Genomic DNA, 22,127 nt, shown 5'->3' with positions numbered 1-22,127 from the left:
AAATTTTTATTTTTTTTTATTCAGTTCTGTTTAATAGTAAATACTCATTAGAATATCAGATTCAGAACTATCAATTATCTTGGCTATTCTTTGGAAATATTTTTTGTTTACCATCGGACAACCATAACTATTGCAAATGTAACCATCTTTCTCCTTATATGGAACATCGTAATAGTAATGAAAAACAATATCTCTTTTAAATGCATTGCTGTTCGTTTTATCCAAACCATATAATTTATAAGCCTTTCCAAACTTTCCTTTGTAATGGTTTCCGATATAATATTTTCCCAATGAAGTGCTTAAAGAATTTGGTACATTACTAAATTTCAGTTTTCCCTTAACTCCAGTTTCCGATCCAGAACCATGAGCTACAAGACCTTGGTCTATAATTTTATTTTCTTTTAAATCGTACACAAAAAATCTGTTCTTTCCTGAAGGAATTTTCATGTCGATAAAAAAAGCAATTCTTTTGTTGTAAGAAGTATTAGTAGCCAAAAGTTTCCTCACATCTTTTAACTGATTTTCAATTCTTTTATCAGTTTCAGAAGTAGTATTTGCTATCTCTTTTTTATCAGAAATAAAAAAATAAACAATAAGAATCGCAACAAGTACAAAAACTAAAAAAAGTATTTTCTTCATTATAATTTTGATTCACTACAATAAAAAGCTTTCCAAATATTTAATAGTAGAGTTGGTTTTAGAAGCTCCGGCTAATTATTGTAAATTTAAAATTAAACCAAAAAGACTTGTGTTACCTGCCAATGTATATCTTGAATAAGAATAATTAAATTTCAACTTATTCAATTTCAAACCAAAACCGAGTGAAACTCCAGAAAAATTACGTTGCTCATCAACCCTCAATTCTTCTCCTCTTCTGAAATTATATCCTACTCGAAAATTAAAAGCTTTTTTAGGAAACAATTCCACGCCAAAAGTTACGTGTCTCAAAGCATTATTGAAAAAAGAGACTTTTTCTGGACTTGTTGATCCGTCTATGTTGGTTTCTCCACGAACTGGATTTGAGAAAGAGATATTCCATTGCTGTAGATTTTCCAAAGAAAGATGCCAACGAATAGGAACATGCTCTAATTCCTGAGAAACTCCAGCTACAATTTCAAATGGTAAATTTTCTTTTATTCCCGAATAGGTTGTAAACTGTGTACCTATATTACGAACCACAAGACCTAAGTTCAAGTTTCTTTCTTCAACCAAATACAAAAGTCCTAAATCAATAGCACCTCCTATCGAATTATAATTCTCTAAAGAAGAAGTTATTAATTTAGCATTTGCACCTATAAACAGATCTGTATAAGGAACGTTGTACGCATATCCTACAGTCAATGCACCTTCACTTCCTGTAAAATTTGATGTTGATTGACCATTCTCATCGTACCCCTCAAAAGAACCATAATTTACATAACTTATTCCAGCATAAAAGGTCTGTACGTGCCTGTCGTAAGTATAAGCATAAGAAGCCGTTCCGTAAGATGCTTCGCCATAATAACTCCCGTAGTTCAACGCCAAGTGATTGTCCATATCCGGATTTATAAGTGCCGGATTTGACATTGCCTGATTGACATCTTCATCATATATTGTAACGATATCTCCTCCTAATGAAGCTTGTCTTGGAGAAGTAGTTAAGTTTAAAAACTGATAGGTGTAACGCCCTCCAACTTGTCCGAAAGAAAACGAACAAATCAAAATAGTAAATAGTAAAACAAGTTGTTTTGACATTTGCTTTTGGCGCTCCAATGTGGGAATAACGCAAATACAAAGATAAAATTATATAACTTAAAAAATAATTTTTATAATTATATATAAAACCGAAATTGTGATTAAAAATCTAACACAAATCTATCTTTAAATGAATAAAAAAATCCAAATCCCAACTTGAAATATTGGAATTTGGATTTTATAAATTAAAGAATTAAAAAGCTTATTTCAACTCTTTGGCATTTTTCACATTCTGATCTGTCAAAGCTAAAGTCAGAACTTCGCTCATTTCTTTAACGTAATGAAACGTCAATCCTTCCAGATATTCAGGTTTTATTTCATCAATATCACTTTTATTTTCATGACATAAAATAATCTCTTTAATATTAGCTCTTTTTGCAGCCAGGATTTTTTCTTTAATTCCACCAACAGGCAATACTTTTCCACGAAGCGTTATTTCTCCTGTCATAGCTACGCTTTTCTTCACTTTCTTTTGTGTTAAAAGCGAAACTAAAGAGGTCAACATAGCAATACCTGCGCTAGGTCCATCTTTTGGTGTGGCTCCTTCTGGTACATGTAAGTGAATATTATATTTTTGAAAAATCTCCGTTTTTAAACCTAATTTCTTAGCATTTGCTTTAATATATTCTAATGCAATTGTGGCAGATTCCTTCATTACAGTTCCAAGATTTCCTGTAATAGTCAAAGCCCCTTTTCCTTCAGAAATCAAAGATTCAATAAATAAAATATCACCGCCTACACTTGTCCAAGCTAAACCTGTTACAACACCTGCAACGTCGTTATTTTCATATTTGTCACGCTCTAATCTCGGAACTCCTAAAATTGCAACAATATCTTCGTCTGTAACTTTTTTATTATACTCCTCTTCCATTGCAACAGATTTTGCTGCATTTCTGATTACCTGAGCGATTTTAGTTTCTAAATTACGAACACCAGATTCTCTTGTATAGCCTTCAACGATTTTCTCCAATTGTTTTTTACCAATAGTTAAATCCTTTGAAGTTAATCCGTGAGCTTCTAATTGTTTTGGAAATAAATGCCTTTTCGCAATTTCTACTTTTTCCTCAATTGTATAACCAGACATTTTGATCACTTCCATTCTATCGCGCAATGCAGGCTGAATCGCCGCCATATTGTTTGAAGTCGCGATAAACATTACTTTAGATAAATCATATCCCATTTCAAGGAAATTATCATAGAAAGCGCTGTTTTGTTCAGGATCTAAAACTTCAAGTAAAGCTGAAGACGGATCTCCGCTGTTTCCGCTCGATAATTTATCAATTTCATCTAAAATAAATACTGGATTTGAAGTTCCCGCTTTTTTAAGACTCTGAATAATACGTCCAGGCATTGCCCCAATGTAAGTCTTTCTATGTCCGCGAATTTCTGCTTCATCACGTAATCCACCTAATGAAATACGAACATATTCACGTCCTAGAGCTTCAGCCACAGAACGACCTATAGAAGTTTTTCCTACTCCTGGAGGTCCTGTTAGACATATAATTGGTGATTTCATGTCATTTCGCAATTTTAAAACTGCCAAATGTTCAATCATTCTTTTCTTTACTTCATCAAGACCAAAATGATCTTTATCTAAAACTTTCTGAGCAAATTTTAAATCAAATTTGTCTTTAGAATATTCTCCCCACGGTAATTCTAAAAACAACTCTAAATAGTTACGTTGAATTCCAAAATCTGGTGATTGCGGATTCATGCGACGCATTTTAGACAATTCTTTTTCGAAATGTTTCTGCGTTTTTTCGTCCCATTTTTTGGTTTTCGCTTTCAGCCCCATTTCATCCATTTCCTCTTCTTGCGAAACGCCTCCCAATTCTTCCTGAATGGTTTTCATTTGCTGGTGAAGGAAATATTCTCTTTGCTGCTGATCTAAATCAAAACGAACTTTTGATTGAATATCGTTCTTCAATTCTAATTTCTGCAGCTCAACATTCATATAACGTAATGTCTCTAAAGCGCGTTCTTTTAAACCATTTATCGATAAAAGACCTTGTTTTTCTTTTACTGATAAATTCATATTTGAAGAAACAAAATTGATTAAAAACGATTGACTTTCAATGTTTTTAATTGCAAAAGTAGCTTCGGAAGGAATATTTGGACTTTCTTTAATAATTTGAATCGCTAATTCTTTAACAGAATCTAAAATGGCTGTAAATTCAGAATCATTTTCATCTGGACGTTCTTCAGAAACTTCCTTAATTGTTGCTGTCATGTAAGGTTCTTCGGCAACAACTTCGTCAATTTCGAAACGCTTTTTACCTTGAAGAATCACGGTAACATTTCCGTCAGGCATTTTCAAAACACGCAAAATACGTGCTACAGTTCCTATTTTATGAATATCATCTTTTGACGGATCTTCGTCTTCTTCGTTAATTTGAGAAACAACACCAATGATTTTTCCACCTGCATTGGCATCATTAATCAATTTAATAGATTTATCTCTTCCCGCAGAAATCGGAATAACAACTCCTGGAAACAAAACAGTATTTCGTAAAGGTAAAATTGGAAGCGAAACAGGAAGTTCCTCATTATTCATTTCCTCTTCGTCTTCTGGCGTCAATAATGGAATTAATTCTGCCTCTGAGTCAAATTCCTGAAGTGACAGATTGTCAATAGTAAGTATTTTATGGTTTGACATAATAATATATAAGTCGTTTTGTCATTAAAAAATTGATGCTACCTGTAAAAACGATATGGCTTTCTGTAGTATACCCTGAAAACACCTAATGTTATTTGATTACTAGATAGGCGATAAAAATAGACAATCATTATGCCAAATGCAAAAGAAGTCAGTCCTAATATTAGATTTTGACGGATTCGTTTCATCATTTTCAAAAAAAATAAAATTAATTTTATAAAAACTGTAACAAACTAAAAAAAGCAAAGTCCTTTATAAAAACCAAAAGCCACTACTTGAGTCAAAATAACCAAAATATCGAAGAATTAATTACGCTTTGTAAAAATCAAAATCAAAAGGCGCAATTTGAAATTTACAATCGCTACAGCAAGGCGATGTATAATGTGGCTTACAGAATTGTAAAAGATGAACATTTTGCACAAGACGTCATGCAGGAAGGTTTCTTAAAAGCTTTTACAAAAATCAATGACTATAAACAAGAAGTGGCTTTTGGAGCATGGTTAAAAAAAATAATCACCAATTATAGCATCGATTTTTATAAGAAAAACAATTCTTTTCAGGTAGAAGATTTAAGTAAACAGCTTTATAAAATTGAAGAAAATGATGGAATTATCTCTGAAAATATTGACTTAAACAATCTAAAGGTAAAGCAGGTTTTAGATACCATTCTGCAACTTAAAGACAATTATAGAATGGTGCTTACTTTGTTCTACATTGAAGGTTATGACCAGGAAGAAATCTGCGAAATATTAAACATCAGTTACGCAAATTGCAGAACAACCTTGAGCAGAGCTAAAGATAGTTTACGAAAAAAATTAGAGGAAATATAAAATGAACAGGAATATGAAAAATGAAAAAGACAATTTAGACGAATTATTCAGCAAGTTTGAAAATCAATGGGACATTCAGGAATTAAACACTGATCATCAAGTAGATTTTTTGCAAAAATTAAACAAAAAACAGCCAAAGAAAAAATACTGGTTTGTGACAGCGATTGCAGCTTCTATTGTACTGATGCTTGGAATATCTGTTTTTTATAAGAACGAAAAACCAAAAGAATTCAAATTTGCATCTAAAGAAACTAAACGTACAGATTCTATTTTCAATATTCTAATTGACAATGAACTGGTTAAATTGAAAGAAAAAAGTTCGCCAGAAAATGAACAGATTATTAATGATGCTTTAAATCAGATGAAAACATTTGACGCCGATTATCAGAAAATAATCAATGAGCTTCAAAAAAATGGTGAAAACAAACAGATTATTTACGCTATGATAAGCAATCTGCAAACAAGAATTTCTTTTTTGCAAACCGTTCTAGAAAGAATTGAAGAGAATGAAAAATTTAAAAACACAGCTGATGAAACAACATTATAACATACTAATCTTATTTCTTTTGATTCCTTTTCTAGGATTTTCAAACGATGACACTTTTATTACCAAACAAAAAACAATAAAAAAGACCTACATTGTAAACTCAAATGCTGGTATAGATATCGAAAATAAGTATGGAAATATCACAATCACGACTTGGGATGAAGACAAAATTGATCTTGACATTACTATTAAAGTAAATGGCTCCAATGAAAATTGGGTAAACGAACGACTTAACAGCATTGATGTAGATATTACGGCTCTAAAGGGTATGGTTTCTGCCGTAACCAACTTGGGAAGTTCTAACCTTAAAAGCAAAGGAAGCAATAATAGTTTTGAAATAAACTATGTTGTGAAAATTCCAAAAAATGGACCTATAAAATTGCTAAATAAGTACGGAAATATTTCGGTTCCAAATGCAGAATCTTCAACAGATATTAATTGCAAATATGGAAAAGTAACTTTAGGAAAATTGAACAGCACCAATAACCAAATCGAGATTGCTTATTGTCAAAGTTCAAGTATTGATTACATTAAAACAGGAAATATCAACGCCAGATATTCTGGTCTTAAGATTAACGATTCTGGAAATTTAAATCTTAACGCTAATTATACTGACGTAAACCTGAACGATGGACAAAACATCAAATACAGCTGTAATTATGGAAATTTTAAATTCCAAAAAATTAATTCTCTCAGTGGTTCAGGAAATTATTTAACAGTTGTAATTGGAGAAGTTTCAAGTAATTTCAATTTTGACACCAGTTATAGCAAAATTAATATTGGTACAATGAATGAAAAAGCAGGAAATGTGACCATCAATTCTGGATATACTGACATTTCGTTGGGTTACGCTGTTAATTATGCTTTCGATTTTGATATTTCGGCGAAATATTCTAACATCAAACACGATAACAGTTTAGATGTTTCTGTTTCTGAAGTAAAAAGTAATAGCAAGAGAATTGCTGGTTTTTACAAGAAAAAAGGACAAAACAAAGTCAATATCAATTCGAATTACGGGAATATTTCTTTAATTAAAAACTAATCATCTAAAAATCAAAACAATGAAAAGATCAATTTTACTTTTAGCATGCATAATGCTTTTATCTGTAAGTTCTAATGCGCAATCAAAAATCAACGGAAACGGCAAAGTTATTACTCAAACCAGAACAACTGGAGATTATGACGGTATTAAAGTTGCTGGTTTCTTTGATGTAGATTTAGTTGCCGGAAAAGAAGGAAAAATTACAATAAAAGGAGAAGAAAATTTATTACCCTTAATCAAAGTTGAAGTTGAAGGAAACGAATTGAAAGTTTACGTTGAAAAAGGAACGCAAATTCGTACCAGCATGGGAAAAAAAATTGAAATGACTATTCCTTTTGAAAAAATATCAGCCTTAACTTTATCAGGTTCAGGAGATGTTAGGACTAAAAATAAAATAACTAGCGACAATTTCTCTGCGAAACTATCAGGTTCTGGAAATTTTGATTTAGATGTAGATTCTAAAAGCTTGGATCTAGCATTAAGTGGTTCTGGAGATGTGGCTTTAAAAGGAAAAGCAGATTCATTTACCAGCAAAATATCTGGATCGGGAAATGTTAATGCATCCAATTTAAAATCAAAAACGGCAGATGTAACGGTTTCTGGATCTGGAAATAGTGTAGTAAGCTGCGATACAAGTATAACTGGAAGAGTTTCCGGCTCTGGAAACATCAAATACCTAGGAAATCCTGAAAAACGTGATGTTAAAGTTTCAGGCTCAGGAAAAATTTATAAAGGTTAATTTTTTAAATAAAAATATCACGAATTACAAGCCATCATCAATCAAATAATTACTGCAATTCGTGATATTTGTTATCATTAAAGACGTTTCGATTAATTTGAAACGTCTTTTTTATGTACTCTTCTTAAAAGAAATATTGCTGTTACGAAGAAAATCGCCAAGATAACAATTGCCGCACGCGGACTTCCTGTAATTTGGTCAATAATACCGTAAACACACATTCCTATTACAATTCCTATTTTTTCTGCAACATCATAAAAACTGAAAAATGATGTAGTATCTTCTGTTTCGGGTAATAATTTAGAATAAGTTGAACGTGAAAGCGCTTGAATTCCTCCCATTACTAAACCAATTGCTGCTGCCATCATATAAAATTGAATTGGAAGAGTAATAAAGAATGCCAACCCACAGAAAATTGCCCATAAACTATTTATAAAAATCAATGTCGGTATATTTCCCCATTTAGCCGAAGCACGAGAAGTTAAGAAAGCTCCAAGTATAGCAATAACTTGTATCAATAAAATGCAAATTATTAAACCAACTGTACTTTCTTCTTTTGAAGACCACTGAATTTCCTGAGCACCAAAGTAAGTAGCAACGAGCATAACTGTCTGAACAGCCATACTTGAAACAAAAAAACCTCCTAAATAACGTTTTAATGGTGTAATATTTTGTAATGCTGCCCAAACTTTTTTAAGTTCTTTAAAACCATTAAATACGATATCTTTACTTAGCTTTTGACTAGTTTCTTTACCTCCTTTTGGAAGATAATAGTAAGTATATTGACTGAAAAGAATCCACCAAACTCCTACCATTACAAATGAATATCTCATTGCTTCCATTTTTTGTTCGCCAGTTTCTGCACCTAAAATCATAAACAAATTAATTCCAAGCAAAAGAACACTTCCAAAATATCCTAAAGAATAGCCTTTAGCACTTATTCTATCTTGCTGGTCTTCAAAGGCAATATCTGGAAGGTAAGAATTATAGAAAACCAAACTCCCCCAAAATCCTATTAAACCTAGAAAATAAAAAGCTAATCCAATGTAAATATTCTCTAAATTAAACCAATACAATCCCATACAAGACAAAGCTCCTAAATAACAGAAGAATTTCATGAAAGACTTTTTATTTCCAACATAATCTGCAATTCCAGATAATAATGGTGAAATAAATGAAACCACCAAAAAAGCAAAAGCTGTTATGAAACTTATTAATGCTGAATTCTTAAGATGCATTCCGAAAACATCAATATAATGATCACGTTCGCTAAATAATGCTTCATAAAAGATTGGAAAAACTGCCGAAGCAATTGTAAGTGTATAAACTGAATTTGCCCAATCATAAAATGCCCAGGCATTTAATAATTTCTTGTCTCCTTTTTGTAGGTTTTTCATCGAAATTGGTTTTGTTAATAAGCTACGAATTTATCTAATTTTTATTATAATCAATACTATCTTAGAAAAATCATGCATTAACAAATTGATATCTTTTTAAAATTTTAGTTTGTTTTTTTCTTTGGTTTTACACCTTATTATCTTGTTTTATTGACTTTTAGAGGCTACACTTTTTTTTAAAACACTTTAAACTTGTGTGATTTTAAAAATTTAAATTATGAAAAAAGTATTATTTTTTTTAGGCGCTGCAATGCTCTCATTTAGTTCCTGTACAAATGATTTTAATGAACCCTCTCACGAAGGAACTGCAACTAATGTAAACAAAGATCATGTAATTAACAAGTCTGGTGCTGTAGATGGAGTTACATATAATTTGCGTAACTTATCTGTAAATCCAGATTTAATTAAAATTTCTTCTGAAAATTCAGTTATCATGAGTTCAGAAACTGATCTTAAAGATGGTAAATACAAGCTTAAGATTGATTCTCCCGAACTAACAGAAAAAATTGTTTCTGGAAATCTTATCTATTTAACTACGAATGATTCTAAAGTCTATTTCAGAAAAATTGCAGCAGTAAATCAACAATCAGATGTTTATACAATTGAAACTTCGGATGCTTACATTGGTGATTTATTTACAAGCGGTTCTATTGAACTGGTAATGGACACTCAAGAAACAGAACGTGCACTTAAAGCCAAAAGCACTTCCTTAATTACTGCAAAGGGAAGTTATGATAACACCTTTACGTATGATATTTTTAATTACATAAAAGAATACAAATCAGATTTCTTCACGTTAAATCCAAATACATCTGTAAAATCTACTTTTAATGTAAAAATCTCTTTTGGCAAATCAAAAATACTCCCAGATGAATTGGAGGTATACTACCAAATTGACTCAAAAATAAACCCTTTCTATACCTTTGCTGGTGCAGTTAACAAAAAATACTCCTACAACTTAATCAATAATGCTCCTACTAATCTTTTAGATTTATTGAAAAAAGTTGAAATTGATGTTACTATTCCTGGTGGAGATTTATTAGGAGATATTCCAGCTAAAATTAGTATAGACGAAATTTCATTTCCGATGGATGTTGAAGCCAATGTATCTAAAGCTTCTCACTTTGCAATAAATTCTAATGGAACATTCAAAATTGGTTTTGCAAATTACATAAATGTACCTGGTAAAACCAGCCATTTTATTTACGAAAACTCGATTACAAATGCCAAAGTAACTGAATCTGATTTAGTTGGAGAAGTTATTTCTGATATGAAAATTTCTATCAAACCTAAAGTTAAATTACTAGATAGCAATATTTTAGACGTTAAAGGAAATATTACATACGGAATAAACAGTTTTACAATTGGTAATGGAAGCATGACAAATCCTTCTGCTTTTGCCTCAAAAGGAAATTTTTATTCTCAGGCAACATTTGCATTTGGTGCTTTAGGACTTACTTTCTATACAACTGATTTATTTAAAGAAAATAAAGAATTATGGAATATAGGTAATTTTAATAAAACAATGACTTTTTCTAACTTTAGAACTGGAAAAGCATCTCTCCTACCATGCAGCGGATTATATTCTTATGGATATGATGTAACACTTGATTATAAATATCCGATCTCTGGAAAAGTTGTATCCGGTGATTTAGAAATTACGTACGACGTTTACGCAGATAATGGAACAGTACTTGAATCCAACAAAACGATAAAAATTTCTCCGAAGGATATTACTTCAAACAGTGTAAAATTTAATTTATGTATTCCCTTTAGAAAAATTAATATTCTAAGTGTGGCAAAAACTAGTTATATTAGAAATATTACAATCAAAGATGAAAATGGGTATTTAGCGACAGGAATCATCAATCCTGCAACAAATAGTTTATATACACAGCTTACCTTGACTAGGTAATAATATTGAAAAAAAAAAAAAGATTGGCCAATAGCCAATCTTTTTTTTCAACTTAGTTGTTTTTATTTAATGGTCCCTACTTTAAGAGCAATAGCTTTAGCTTCAGGAATTAAAGCTTTTATATTAGCAATTCTACTTGCATCAGAAGGGTGCGTACTCATAAATTCTGGTGTTCCAGACCCTCCAGATTTTGCAGACATTCTTGTCCAAAATGCAACAGCATCATCAGGATTATAACCTGCAATTGCCATTAATGTCAAACCAATTTTATCTGCTTCGCTTTCATTACTTCTACTAAACGGAAGCATTACACCTACTTCAGTTCCCATTCCATAAGCTTGTGAAAATATTTCTCTTGTTTGAGCAGATTTATTAGTTGTCGCAGCATCTAAAACGGCCCCTCCAATTGACTGCAGTTGCGCTGCACTCATTCTTTGAGCTCCATGATTAGCCAATGCGTGTGAAACTTCATGTCCCATAACAGTTGCAAGACCAGATTCGTTTTGTGTTACAGGTAAAATTCCTGAATAAACAACGATTTTTCCTCCAGGCAGACACCAAGCATTCACTTCTTTATTGTCTACTAGCTTATATTCCCATCGATAATCTTTTAAATATTGTGATTGTCCTAAATAGGTCAAATATTTTTCAGCAGCAGCTTTAATCTTATATCCAACATTTTCGACAAGTTTAGCATCTGTTGTTCCTGTAATAACTTTGTTCTCAGACAAAAAAGTACTGTATTGTTGAAATGAAGTTGGAAACAATTCGCTGTTCGAAACAAAATTCAGGTTTTGTTTTCCTGTAATTGGGTTTGTTGCACAGGATAAAACAAGACTACTGAAAATCCCTAAAAACAAATATTTTTTCATAATTCTAGCTATTTTATAGCAAAAATACAATTAAAAAAAATGAAATATTTTACACAATAAGCCTAAAAAATATCAGAATTAAACTATTCTCCTACTATGTGAAGCTCATTAAACTCTTTATCAACGATTAAGAAATTATTTTGCTCAAAATTAATTTTATCAAATTCAATTTTTTCATTGTCAATTTCTATCTCTGAAACTTTAAATGGTAACCCAATCAAATTTATTTTATACTTACTATATGGTGTTTCGTATTTTCCTTCTTTATGAAGCTGAATAATTAATTCCTTTTCTTTTCCAATTGTTCTTAATGACAAGAAACTAAATCTTCCCTTTTTATAATCATAGCCGTCTTGCGCATCTTCATAAACTGATGATTGTTCTTTTCCATTTTTATAATAAACATCAAGAGTTAATTCATCAAATTCTAATTCACCAACATATTGTTGAACAGGATATTTTGGAATAATGGCACCTGCTTTTACAAAAACCGGAATTTCATCAAATTTAGTATCAATCCAAATTTCTCTACCGCCAATAAACAGCTCATTTGTCCAGTAGTTATACCATTCTCCTCTAGGAATATACATACGTCTACCTACAGCATTAGGTTCAAGAATTGGGCAGACTAAAATTTGGTTTCCAAAGATAAATTCATCATTGCGATAATGCGTTTGTGTATCATCCTGATCAAAATAAACCAATGGTTTTAACATAGGAACTCCTTCTTCAATATATTGCCAGAACATGGTATATAAATAAGGTAGTAATTGATAACGGAGACTCACAAATTTTCGGGTAATATTGATCACTTCTTCGTCAAAAGCCCAAGGTTCTTGATTTCCATGATCTCCTGAAGAATGGGTTCTACAAAACGGATGAAAAACACCTAACTGAATCCAACGAGCGTACAATTCTCCTGTTGGTTGTTCTGCAAAACCACCAATATCAGAACCTGTGAATCCCATTCCAGAAATAGACAATCTCTGAACTTGAATATTAGCAATCCATAAATGTTCCCAAGTTGCTACGTTATCACCCGTCCATGAAGATGTATAACGTTGTGCGCCTGCATAAGCCGATCTCGTAATAACAAATGGTCGTTTCGGATACGCAAAACGTTTTACTCCATGATAGGTTGCTCTCGCCATCTGAGTTCCGTATATATTGTGCGCCTTTCTATGGCTACATGGGTTTCCATCATAAACATGACGAACATCCATCGGAAATGTTTTATTTGGCACCTCCATAACTGCAGGTTCATTCATATCATTCCAAACGCCCTTTACTCCGATATCTGAAATCAATTCTTTAAATAATCCAGCCCACCATTCTCTAACCACGGGATTTGTGTAATCTGGAAAATTACACTCACCTGGCCAGACTTTACCTTTCATATAAGGTCCGTCAGCTCTTTTGCAGAAATAATCTTTTTCTAGTCCTTCTTTGTAAACCCAATAATCCTTATCAATTTTAATTCCTGGATCTATAATCACAATAGTTTTAAAACCATCCTCTGCCAATTCAGAAACCATTCTTTTTGGATCTGGAAAATAGTTTTTATTCCAAGTAAAACATCTAAATCCATCCATATAATCAATATCCAAATAAATTGCATCACAAGGTATTTGAAGTTCCCTAAATTTTGATGTGATTTCTTTGACTTTACTTTCTGGATAATAGCTCCATTTACATTGATGATATCCTAAAACCCAAAGGGGCGGTAATTCTGGTTTTCCAGTCAGATCGGTATATGTGGTAACGACGTCCTGCATTTGAGGCCCGTAAACGAAATAGTAATTCATCTCGCCACCTTCAGCCCAAAAACTGGTTATATTTCTTCTTTCCTGACAAAAATCAAAAAAAGTTCTAAAAGTATTATCGAAGAAAATACCATAGGCTTGTTTGTTGTGAAGACCAATATAGAAAGGAACAACTTTATACAATGGTTCCTGGTCTTTTTGATAAGCATATTGATCTGTAGCAAAATTTTCTACTCTTTTACCTTTAAGATTCATTTGAGTAGCTTTATCGCCAAGACCATAGTAGCATTCTCCATCTTTAGAATACTTACTCATTTTCACGATATTCCCTCCGTATTCGTAGCTTTCTTCCCAATGGAAACCAAGTTCATCTTCGAGAATCAGAAAGTCATTTAAATCGTAAATAGAAAGACGTAAATCTGCCTTTTGGATTTTACATTTTACTTTGCTTGTTCTAATCTGAAAGTAAGTTTCTTCTTCTGTAACCTCCAAAAAATTATATCCATGAAGCTGTGTTTTATCAATAGCATACGAAAAGTCATTGCTGAAATAACCTTTTGTAGTAAAACGAAATCGAATCAAACTATCGCGAAGAATGGTAACTTTTAGGATTACTTTATTATCTGTATTAAAAAAAACGGAATCTCCTTCGTGCTCGTAAGAAACAATCTTAGATGGATATAAATCTCCTTTGTATTCTAAAGATGTATTTGTAATCATATCTTCACTGAATTAATTTATAACTTTTGTCTTTCTATCAAACATACAAAAAAAGTTCATAAAGCCCTATGAATAAAAGGTTTATTCACGAAAACGTTTTTTATGCACGACTTTCAAATTACAAAACAAAAAATCAACAATTTGATAATTTTAAAAGGAAAAAATAACAAATTGTTAGCCTAAAAAATGATTGTAAGATTTTTATGAAGTCAAAGAATAAACCGTAACACTTAAAGGTGGAAGAATTAATGCGGCTGAAAAATCTCTTCCGTCATAAGAAATCGATTCTATTTTTATAGATTTTGAATTTTCTACACCGCTTCCACCATAAATTGATGCATCAGTATTAAAAATCTGTTGCAATTTTACTTTATTTGGAATACCAATTCTATAATTCTCCCTAACAACTTGAGTAAAATTGCAAACCACAATTACATTTTCATTAGGATTATTGCCCTTTCTAATGTATGACAAAACAGCATTCTGATGATCTGAATAATTGATCCATTCGAAACCATCTCCTGAAAATTGTTTTTCATACAAAGCGGGTTGTGATTTATATAATTGATTTAAGTCGGTAATTAATCTTTTTATTCCAGAATGAAAGTCATATTGTAGCAAATGCCAATCTAAACTTTGCTCAAAATTCCATTCGTTTGTTTGTCCGAATTCTGCTCCCATAAACAATAATTTTGTTCCTGGATGCGTAAACATATATCCGTACAGCAATCTCAAGTTTGCAAATCGCTGCCATTCATCCCCAGGCATTTTGTAAATAAGAGATTGTTTGCCATAAACAACTTCGTCATGAGAAAATGGAAGCATAAAGTTTTCGGTAAAGGCATACGTCATTGAAAATGTCAAATCATTTTGATGGTATTTTCTGTAGACTGTTTCCTTTTGAAAATATTTTAAAGTATCGTGCATCCATCCCATCATCCACTTCATTCCAAAACCTAAACCTCCAAAAGAAGTTGGTCTAGAAACCATTGGAAAAGAAGTACTTTCTTCTGCAATAGTTTGAATTCCATCAAAATTAGAATAGATTACTTCATTAAATTCTTTAAGGAAACTAATTGAATCTAGATTTTCATTTCCTCCAAAAATATTAGCTTCCCATTCGCCATCTTTTCTCGAATAATCAAGATACAACATCGACGCTACTGCATCCACTCTTAATCCATCAACATGATAATTTTGAAGCCAAAAAATCGCATTACTAATTAAAAAAGCTCGGACTTCGTTTCTTCCATAATTAAAAACCAAACTTTTCCAATCTGGATGATAGCCTTTTCTGCGATCTGGATGTTCGTATAAATGTGAACCATCAAAGAAACCTAAACCATGTGCATCATCAGGAAAATGTGACGGAACCCAATCTAAAATAACTCCAATTCCTTCCTGATGTAATTTATCAACCAGAAGCATAAAATCCTGTGGTTTTCCAAAACGGGAAGTCGGAGCAAAATAACCCGTCAATTGATACCCCCATGATGGATCATAAGGATATTCCATAATTGGCATAAATTCAACATGTGTAAAACCGGTTTCTTTTACGTATTTTACTAAATCATCAGCCAATTCTAAATAACTCAAAAATCGATTATGATCGGCTCTTTTCCAAGATCCTAAATGCACTTCATAAACAGAATAGGGCTTATCTAAACCATTTTTCTCTTTACGATTTTTCATCCAGTTTTCGTCTTTCCACTTATAATCCAAATCCCAAACTACAGAAGCTGTGTGGGGTGGTTTCTCGCAGTACAAAGCAAAAGGATCTGCTTTTTCGGTAATTACGCCATTTATTCCTGACTGAATTTTATATTTATAAAGAGCACCTTTTGAAATTTCTGGAATAAATCCTTCCCAAATTCCAGATGAATCCCAACGAACATTCAAAACGTGCTCTCCCTGTGTCCAATAATTGAAATCACCAACGACCGAAACAGAATGAGCCGTGGGAGCCCAAACTGCAAAGTAAACGCCTTTTACTCCATTAACTTCTGTTAAATGTGCACCTAATTTCTCAAACAATTTAAAATGTTTTCCGGCTTTAAATAGATCAATATCAAAGTCTGTAAAAAGAGAATGTGGAATTACTTTATTCATATATTATAATTAGGCAATGTTGGAATTTGGATTTTTTTAATTGGAATTTTCAGCTTTTATTCAATTCTAAAATTATCGGATAATGTTACTCCTTTTTTAATAACAACAATTCCGTCTTTGATACTGTATAATTCATTGGTAAAATTATCCAAATGCTTACCTCCCGAAATATGAACATTGTTTCCAATACGAACGTTTTTATCTACCAAAGCATTTTTGATATAACAATTTTCACCAATTCCAACGTGAATTTTACTGATGCTGCTTTCTTGATTTAATTCATCCAGATCTTGATAGAAATCATTCCCCATTACATAGCAATTTTCCAAAATAGTACCTTCGCCAATTCTGGAACGAATACCAATTACAGAACTTTTAATTTCTTTTGCATTAATGATACAGCCTTCAGAAATTAGAGATTGATTGATAATTGAATTTCTGAACTTTGAAGGAGGTAATAATCTCGGACGAGTAAAAATTTTATTCTCGTTATCAAACAAATTAAACTCCGGAATATCAGCAGTTAATCCAATATTTGCTTCAAAAAACGATTCAATATTTCCAATATCTGTCCAATATCCTTCATATTGATAACTCAAGATTTTGTGCTTTCCAACAGCTTGTGGAATAATTTCTTTACCAAAATCCTTGGTTTCCTGGTTAGACATCAATTCTTCCAACAAAGATTTATTGAAAATATAAATTCCCATTGAGGCAAGATATTTTTTTCCTTTCTCCTGCATATGTTCGCTTACTTCAGATTCCCATTCAGGCAACAATGATGCATGAGGTTTTTCAATAAAAGCGTGAATATTATTTTCGTGATCTGTTTTTAGAATTCCAAATTCAGGTGCATCTTTAGCATTTACTGGCAAAGTCGCTATAGAAATTTCGGCATCTGCAGCGATATGAGCTTCTAACATTTCATTAAAATCCATTTGATACAATTGATCTCCAGAAAGGATTAAAGCATGATCAAAATCGTGTTTTAAGAAATGTGACATACATTGTCTCACAGCATCTGCAGTTCCTTGAAACCATGTTGGGTTATCAGGGGTTTGTTCTGCTGCTAAAATATCTACGAAAGACTGACTAAAAATGCTAAAATTAAAAGTGTTTTTAATGTGTGCATTTAAAGAAGCAGAATTAAATTGAGTCAAAACAAATATTTTAAAAATATCGGAATTGATGCAATTCGAAATTGGAATATCAACCAAACGATATTTACCTCCTATCGGAACAGCAGGTTTTGATCTTGTTTCTGTTAATGGGAACAAGCGTGATCCTTGTCCTCCTCCTAAAATAATGGCAACTACATTTTTCTTTTTAAATTTCATTTTGACTGAATTATTAAGTTGTATATTTCGATATATTCTTGGCACACTCTTTCCCAGGAATGATCTGCTGACATTCCTCTTTTTAAAACTTTATTGAAATTTTCCTTATCGCTGTACAGTTGTACGGCACGATTTATAGAATAGGTAACATCTGCAACCGAAGCTTGATCGTGGCATATTCCGTTTCCATTATCCCCAAAATCAACAACTGTGTCTCTTAGCCCTCCAGTCCTTCTAACAATCGGTATCGTTCCGTATCTCATGGCATACATCTGATTTAAACCACAAGGCTCAACTCTAGAAGGCATCAAAATATAATCTGAACCTGCATAAATTAAATGTGCCAAGTCTTCATTATAACCTATAAAGACATTGTAGTTTCCTTTATAATCATTTCTTAATTGAGTCAATTGTGATTCAATTTCCGGATTACCAGAACCTAAAATCAGAATATTTATCTCTTCAAAATGTTCGGACAAAGCCAATGCAGAAGCGTACGGAAGTAAATCTCCTCCTTTTTCATCAAACAAACGCCCAATAAAACTGAAAAGTGGTTTTGAAGGGTCCAGATCAAATTGCTCGCAGAGTTTATCTTTATTTTTTTTCTTTCCTGTTTCGAAATTTTCGATCGAATAGTTTTCAGCAATCATTTGATCTTTGAGCGGATTCCAAACTTCAATGTCAATTCCGTTTAAAATTCCTTTTGATTTATTTCGTACAGAATTGAACAACGATTCCAAACCATTTGCAGAAACATTAATTTCATTTAAATAACTTGGAGAAACTGTAGTAACAGCATTAGCACACTTAACCCCCACTGCAAGAGAATTAATAGAATTATTCCACTCTAAAAATCCTACATGTTTTAAATCAAATTCAGGCAGATAGTACAGTTTATCAAAACCAAACCATCCTTGGTATAACCCATTATGTATAGTGATTGCTGCCTTTACGTTTTTCAAGCTTTCATATTTATAAGCAAACTGCAACAAAAACGGAATCAAACCTGTATGATGATCATGGCAATTGATAATATCCGGAATTTTATTTCTAGCAATAATCCAATCTAGAGTTGCAATCTGAAAAGATAAAAATCTCTCAATATCATCTTCATATCCATAAACATTAGGACGGTTAAACAATTCATTAATTTCAATAAGATACAATTCGTAACCTAGTTTATCAGTAGTTTCTTTTAGAACGCTAAAATCGAAATTAAAATTACCCAGTTTAACAGTTCCCCAATGAACGCATTCAAAATCATTTTCTTTTCTAAATTTAGTATCATAACAAGGAACAACAACTCTAACCTCATGACCAGCATTTGTCTGGTATTTAGGTAAAGCGCCGACAACATCTGCCAATCCGCCAACCTTTGCCATTGGATAACATTCTGCACTAATATGAAATATCTCCATTTGAAATTAATTTATGATACTTTTTTAAGAAGCAATTATTTATGTACTACTTTTATGTTTTTTAAATTTAGCAAAAAAACAGGCAGAGTATTGCTTCAAAGTCAAATTTATTGAAATGGCAAAAAAGACAACCAATCCTACTAAATCATTAAAAATTCCAGCAATAATTAAAGTATCTGCGAAAATATGCGCATTTATATCTACAAAATTGGTCACCAAATTTGCAGCAAGAATCTTTACAACACCAATAAAACATAAAGTTCCAAAGCGTGAATTCGAAATGGATTCTAAAAGCATAAAAAAGATGATTTACGTTCCAAGCGTTGATAAAAGTGTAGTCACTTATTTATATGGACATAGTGATAGAAGAATTTTATTAGTTCATGGATGGTCAGGAAGAGGTACACAATTGTTTAAAATTGCTGACGAACTTTTGCAAAACGGTTATTCAACAATAAGTTTTGATGCCCCTGCACACGGAAAATCAGAAGGAAAAACAACTATAATGTCTGAATTTATTGCTTCTATTTTAGAAATTGAAAAACAGTTTGGACCTTTTGAAATTGCCATTGGACATTCATTAGGCGGAATGTCTGTTTTAAATGCGATCAAAGATGGTTTAAATCTAAAAAAAGCCATAATTATAGGAAGTGGAGATATTGTACAAGATATCCTAGATGAATTTGTTTTTAAATTAGGATTAAAGAACGAATTGAGTCATAATCTTAGAATTTTCTTTGAAAACAAATACCAAGTAAAGATGGATGATTTTTCTGCATATCGTGCAGCGCAAAAAATAGAGATTCCTGTCTTAGTCATTCATGATAATGATGACCCTGAAGTTCCAGTTAAAGCTGGGATACATATTAATGAAAATCTTAAGGATGGAAATTTGTTTTTGACTGATGGTCTTGGACATCGAAAAATTCTAGGGAATCAAAATGTAATTAAAAAAATTATCGATTTTATTAAAAAATCGTAACTTTAAACAAGTAACAAACTAACTTTCAATATTTTAATCATTTTTAAATATGGATTTGTTTGGAGAAACAACTAATTGGGAAGAAAAATTAAACCCAATTTTAAAAAAGTATAAAGGAAAGAAACATCCTTTGGATTATCATAATACATATCAATTACTTGTTATGGTAATTCTTTCTGCTCAAGATTCTGATGCTAATATCAATACAATTTCGCCATTGTTGTTTCAAAAATACCCTACTTTAAACAGCCTTACGAAAACAGATTTTGAAACATTAGTTCCTTATATCAGTAAAGTACGCAATCATGCAACTAAAGCAAAATGGATTTTAGAAATAGCTGATACAATCAAACATGATAAAGATATTCCTTTGACAATGTCTGGACTAGTTGCTTTAAAAGGTATTGGAAGAAAATCTGCAAATGTCATTTTAAGAGAAACGAATAAACCCGCTGAAGGAATTATAGCTGACTTACACGTAATTAGAGTAGCTCCAAGAATTGGAATTATTAAAGAGAGTAAAGATGGTAATAAAGTAGAAAAGGACTTAATGCAGGCATTACCTAAAAATATTTGGTCAGAAATCGGAATGGCGATTTCTTTTCTAGGCAGAGAAACATGCAGACCAAAACCAAAATGTTCAGAATGTCTGTTAACTGATATTTGCTTATATTATGCTACAGAAGTAGCTTGAAAATTTTTATTTTCTTCTCGTATCAATTAAATAGATAATTTTCCAAGAATCTTTTTCTTTAAATAATGTAAATGCATTCACTCCCGTATGACTTAATTTATCATTTAAATAAAATTCATATGGAGTCCAAACATGAGCCATTGAGCCATCGATTTGAATAGTATAACTCAATATTTTTTCTTGAAATTTCAAAGTTGAAGGAATAGATGTTATTGATTTATAGAATTCCTTTGCACTTTCATCAGATAATTTATTTCCCTTGACAGCACTTTCGCTGATAGACTGCAATATCATTTTATCGGCGCAGACTAATTTTATTTTTGTAGAATCTCTCTGATGAAATCCTTCAAAAAAAGATTCAATACATTTTTGAACTTCTTGCTTCTGAGCATTAGAAGATAATCCTAAAAAAAGAAAAAAGACAATTATATAAATTCTCATATTTTTAAATTTATTTTAAACACCAAATTGACACAAATGATGATCCAAATGTTTCGCAAACATATTGTTCCATTCATTTGAAGATAATTTTCCAAAAGAAAGAGATTCTTTTCCTTCAAAATTATCTTTTCCCAATTCGAGAGTCTTATTGATATAAGAGATTAAACGAACTTTTTCAAGTTGAAAATTACGGTCACCATTTATAATGAATTGAGGAGCTGTTCTTATATTTTTAGGATAAAAAGATTCATCTACTACTTTCTTCTTAACAAATGACTTTAAAAGAAATCTCATAAAACCATTTGGTTTTTCATGAATATTATCATATACCATTTCATAAGTAACATTACAATGAGCCAACATCTGATCAACAGACATTTTCCCCCACAAAGGTTGCGTATTTGGAGTAAGTTTATTAATTCTACTTATAAATTCATCACAATCTTCTTTAAGAAAAATATTTTGCATAATTTACAAATATTAATGAGTTACAGTAGTGAAGTAAAAATATAAAAATTACTCTTCCATCTAAATTTTGTGCAAAAAAAAACTTCAATTAACAAAAGCTAATTGAAGTTTTAGTACTCAGAGCGGGACTTGAACCCGCACGAACATTGCTGTTCACTGGATTTTAAGTCCAGCGTGTCTACCAATTTCACCATCCGAGCATTATGTGGTACCTCCAGGGATCGAACCAGGGACACATGGATTTTCAGTCCATTGCTCTACCATCTGAGCTAAGGTACCTTATTTACTTATATTACTATAAGTAAAAATTAGAATAAAAAACCCCGTTTCAAAAACAGGGTTTTTCAAAAGAAAGGCGACGACATACTCTCCCACATAACTGCAGTACCATCTGCGCAGGCGGGCTTAACTTCTCTGTTCGGGATGGGAAGAGGTGAGCCCCGCCGCAATAACCACCTTAAGG

At 31.8% G+C, this 22,127-nt stretch carries 18 protein-coding genes, 2 tRNA genes and 1 rRNA gene; 7 read left to right on the top strand and 14 right to left on the bottom strand.

Translation table 11 applies throughout. From position 1 onward, the window contains the following. Window positions 1-30: 30 nt before the first annotated feature. The 3 genes from K6T82_RS09585 to lon form a co-directional block, all read right to left on the bottom strand. Entirely contained in the window at window positions 31-639 is a 609-nt protein-coding gene (locus K6T82_RS09585) for a murein L,D-transpeptidase catalytic domain-containing protein (RefSeq protein WP_223705716.1), read from the bottom strand. 75 nt (window positions 640-714) lie between these two features. Further along, entirely contained in the window at window positions 715-1,734 is a 1,020-nt protein-coding gene (porQ, locus tag K6T82_RS09580; protein ID WP_223705715.1) for a type IX secretion system protein PorQ, read from the bottom strand. Between the two features lie 202 nt (window positions 1,735-1,936). Next, a complete protein-coding gene (gene lon / locus K6T82_RS09575; protein ID WP_223705714.1) occupies window positions 1,937-4,390 on the bottom strand; it encodes an endopeptidase La in 2,454 nt (817 codons plus the stop codon). 275 nt (window positions 4,391-4,665) lie between these two features. Between lon and K6T82_RS09570 the strand changes: the two genes are divergently transcribed. Genes K6T82_RS09570 through K6T82_RS09555 form a run of 4 tightly spaced genes read left to right on the top strand, consistent with a single transcriptional unit; the run spans window position 4,666 to window position 7,548 of the window. Beyond that, window positions 4,666-5,220: an RNA polymerase sigma factor gene (locus K6T82_RS09570; RefSeq protein ID WP_223705713.1), complete on the top strand. Its 555-nt coding sequence runs from the start codon at window positions 4,666-4,668 to the stop codon at window positions 5,218-5,220. Between the two features lie 13 nt (window positions 5,221-5,233). Continuing rightward, a complete protein-coding gene (locus tag K6T82_RS09565; protein WP_223705712.1) occupies window positions 5,234-5,767 on the top strand; it encodes an anti-sigma factor in 534 nt (177 codons plus the stop codon). Continuing rightward, window positions 5,751-6,809: a DUF4097 domain-containing protein gene (locus tag K6T82_RS09560; protein WP_223705711.1), complete on the top strand. Its 1,059-nt coding sequence runs from the start codon at window positions 5,751-5,753 to the stop codon at window positions 6,807-6,809. Before K6T82_RS09565 ends, K6T82_RS09560 begins: the two co-directional genes overlap by 17 nt. 19 nt (window positions 6,810-6,828) lie before the next feature. After that, on the top strand, window positions 6,829-7,548 hold the full coding sequence (locus K6T82_RS09555; RefSeq protein ID WP_223705710.1) for a head GIN domain-containing protein: 720 nt from the start codon (window positions 6,829-6,831) through the stop codon (window positions 7,546-7,548). 92 nt (window positions 7,549-7,640) lie between these two features. Here K6T82_RS09555 and K6T82_RS09550 read toward each other — a convergent pair whose 3' ends face one another. Further along, window positions 7,641-8,945, bottom strand: a complete 1,305-nt coding sequence (locus K6T82_RS09550) for an MFS transporter (protein WP_223705709.1) — start codon at window positions 8,943-8,945, stop codon at window positions 7,641-7,643. Window positions 8,946-9,162: 217 nt separating this feature from the next. On the opposite strand from K6T82_RS09550, the gene K6T82_RS09545 reads away from it, so the two are divergent. Next, window positions 9,163-10,860: a hypothetical protein gene (locus K6T82_RS09545; protein ID WP_223705708.1), complete on the top strand. Its 1,698-nt coding sequence runs from the start codon at window positions 9,163-9,165 to the stop codon at window positions 10,858-10,860. Window positions 10,861-10,922: 62 nt separating this feature from the next. Here the strand turns inward: K6T82_RS09545 and K6T82_RS09540 are convergent, their stop codons facing one another. From K6T82_RS09540 to K6T82_RS09520, 5 genes are all read right to left on the bottom strand, one after another. After that, the gene (locus K6T82_RS09540) at window positions 10,923-11,732 is read right to left on the bottom strand and encodes a M48 family metallopeptidase (protein WP_223705707.1); all 810 of its coding nucleotides are present in this window, start codon (window positions 11,730-11,732) and stop codon (window positions 10,923-10,925) included. 83 nt (window positions 11,733-11,815) lie between these two features. Further along, window positions 11,816-14,215 carry a glycoside hydrolase family 31 protein gene (locus tag K6T82_RS09535; RefSeq protein WP_223705706.1) on the bottom strand — a complete coding sequence of 800 codons (2,400 nt, stop codon included), beginning with the start codon at window positions 14,213-14,215 and terminating at the stop codon, window positions 11,816-11,818. A 201-nt stretch (window positions 14,216-14,416) separates the two neighbouring features. Further along, window positions 14,417-16,324, bottom strand: coding sequence for a 1,4-alpha-glucan branching protein GlgB (gene glgB / locus K6T82_RS09530; RefSeq protein WP_223705705.1), 1,908 nt, complete (start codon window positions 16,322-16,324; stop codon window positions 14,417-14,419). Between the two features lie 56 nt (window positions 16,325-16,380). Beyond that, window positions 16,381-17,661 (bottom strand): glucose-1-phosphate adenylyltransferase, encoded by a 1,281-nt coding sequence (locus tag K6T82_RS09525; protein WP_223705704.1) that lies wholly within the window; start codon window positions 17,659-17,661, stop codon window positions 16,381-16,383. Further along, complete coding sequence (locus K6T82_RS09520) at window positions 17,658-19,079, bottom strand: glycogen synthase (protein WP_223705703.1); 1,422 nt, start codon at window positions 19,077-19,079, stop codon at window positions 17,658-17,660. Before K6T82_RS09520 ends, K6T82_RS09525 begins: the two co-directional genes overlap by 4 nt. A 115-nt stretch (window positions 19,080-19,194) precedes the next feature. Here K6T82_RS09520 and K6T82_RS09515 point away from each other — a divergent pair, with 115 nt between their 5' ends. Together K6T82_RS09515 and K6T82_RS09510 are read left to right on the top strand one after the other, a co-directional pair. Further along, window positions 19,195-20,061, top strand: a complete 867-nt coding sequence (locus tag K6T82_RS09515; protein ID WP_223705702.1) for an alpha/beta hydrolase — start codon at window positions 19,195-19,197, stop codon at window positions 20,059-20,061. 49 nt (window positions 20,062-20,110) lie between these two features. After that, window positions 20,111-20,755: an endonuclease III domain-containing protein gene (locus K6T82_RS09510; RefSeq protein ID WP_223705701.1), complete on the top strand. Its 645-nt coding sequence runs from the start codon at window positions 20,111-20,113 to the stop codon at window positions 20,753-20,755. A 6-nt stretch (window positions 20,756-20,761) separates the two neighbouring features. Here the strand turns inward: K6T82_RS09510 and K6T82_RS09505 are convergent, their stop codons facing one another. The 5 genes from K6T82_RS09505 to rrf form a co-directional block, all read right to left on the bottom strand. Next, on the bottom strand, window positions 20,762-21,196 hold the full coding sequence (locus K6T82_RS09505) for a nuclear transport factor 2 family protein (protein ID WP_223705700.1): 435 nt from the start codon (window positions 21,194-21,196) through the stop codon (window positions 20,762-20,764). Between the two features lie 15 nt (window positions 21,197-21,211). Next, a complete protein-coding gene (locus tag K6T82_RS09500) occupies window positions 21,212-21,664 on the bottom strand; it encodes a DUF1569 domain-containing protein (RefSeq protein ID WP_223705699.1) in 453 nt (150 codons plus the stop codon). Window positions 21,665-21,778: 114 nt separating this feature from the next. Beyond that, window positions 21,779-21,864, bottom strand: a tRNA-Leu gene (locus tag K6T82_RS09495). Between the two features lie 6 nt (window positions 21,865-21,870). Next, a tRNA-Phe gene (locus tag K6T82_RS09490) sits at window positions 21,871-21,943 on the bottom strand. 71 nt (window positions 21,944-22,014) lie between these two features. Beyond that, a 5S ribosomal RNA gene (rrf, locus tag K6T82_RS09485) occupies window positions 22,015-22,124 on the bottom strand. Window positions 22,125-22,127 lie beyond the last annotated feature (3 nt).

Source organism: Flavobacterium potami (assembly GCF_020026915.1).
GTDB classification, from domain to species: domain Bacteria; phylum Bacteroidota; class Bacteroidia; order Flavobacteriales; family Flavobacteriaceae; genus Flavobacterium; species Flavobacterium potami.
Note: the sequence above shows the minus strand (reverse complement) of the source record. Positions and strands in the feature narration are given on the sequence as shown.

Bases quoted from the DNA above. Each gene is read 5' to 3' on its own strand.
- porQ (WP_223705715.1), bottom strand. From the start codon at position 1,734: ATGTCAAAACAACTTGTTTTACTATTTACTATTTTGATTTGTTCGTTT.
- K6T82_RS09585 (WP_223705716.1), bottom strand. From the start codon at position 639: ATGAAGAAAATACTTTTTTTAGTTTTTGTACTTGTTGCGATTCTTATT.
- K6T82_RS09560 (WP_223705711.1), top strand. From the start codon at position 5,751: ATGAAACAACATTATAACATACTAATCTTATTTCTTTTGATTCCTTTT.
- K6T82_RS09565 (WP_223705712.1), top strand. From the start codon at position 5,234: ATGAAAAATGAAAAAGACAATTTAGACGAATTATTCAGCAAGTTTGAA.
- K6T82_RS09550 (WP_223705709.1), bottom strand. From the start codon at position 8,945: ATGAAAAACCTACAAAAAGGAGACAAGAAATTATTAAATGCCTGGGCA.
- K6T82_RS09515 (WP_223705702.1), top strand. From the start codon at position 19,195: ATGGCAAAAAAGACAACCAATCCTACTAAATCATTAAAAATTCCAGCA.
- K6T82_RS09520 (WP_223705703.1), bottom strand. From the start codon at position 19,079: ATGGAGATATTTCATATTAGTGCAGAATGTTATCCAATGGCAAAGGTT.
- glgB (WP_223705705.1), bottom strand. From the start codon at position 16,324: ATGAATAAAGTAATTCCACATTCTCTTTTTACAGACTTTGATATTGAT.
- lon (WP_223705714.1), bottom strand. From the start codon at position 4,390: ATGTCAAACCATAAAATACTTACTATTGACAATCTGTCACTTCAGGAA.
- K6T82_RS09505 (WP_223705700.1), bottom strand. From the start codon at position 21,196: ATGAGAATTTATATAATTGTCTTTTTTCTTTTTTTAGGATTATCTTCT.
- K6T82_RS09545 (WP_223705708.1), top strand. From the start codon at position 9,163: ATGAAAAAAGTATTATTTTTTTTAGGCGCTGCAATGCTCTCATTTAGT.
- K6T82_RS09510 (WP_223705701.1), top strand. From the start codon at position 20,111: ATGGATTTGTTTGGAGAAACAACTAATTGGGAAGAAAAATTAAACCCA.
- K6T82_RS09525 (WP_223705704.1), bottom strand. From the start codon at position 17,661: ATGAAATTTAAAAAGAAAAATGTAGTTGCCATTATTTTAGGAGGAGGA.
- K6T82_RS09535 (WP_223705706.1), bottom strand. From the start codon at position 14,215: ATGATTACAAATACATCTTTAGAATACAAAGGAGATTTATATCCATCT.
- K6T82_RS09555 (WP_223705710.1), top strand. From the start codon at position 6,829: ATGAAAAGATCAATTTTACTTTTAGCATGCATAATGCTTTTATCTGTA.
- K6T82_RS09500 (WP_223705699.1), bottom strand. From the start codon at position 21,664: ATGCAAAATATTTTTCTTAAAGAAGATTGTGATGAATTTATAAGTAGA.
- K6T82_RS09540 (WP_223705707.1), bottom strand. From the start codon at position 11,732: ATGAAAAAATATTTGTTTTTAGGGATTTTCAGTAGTCTTGTTTTATCC.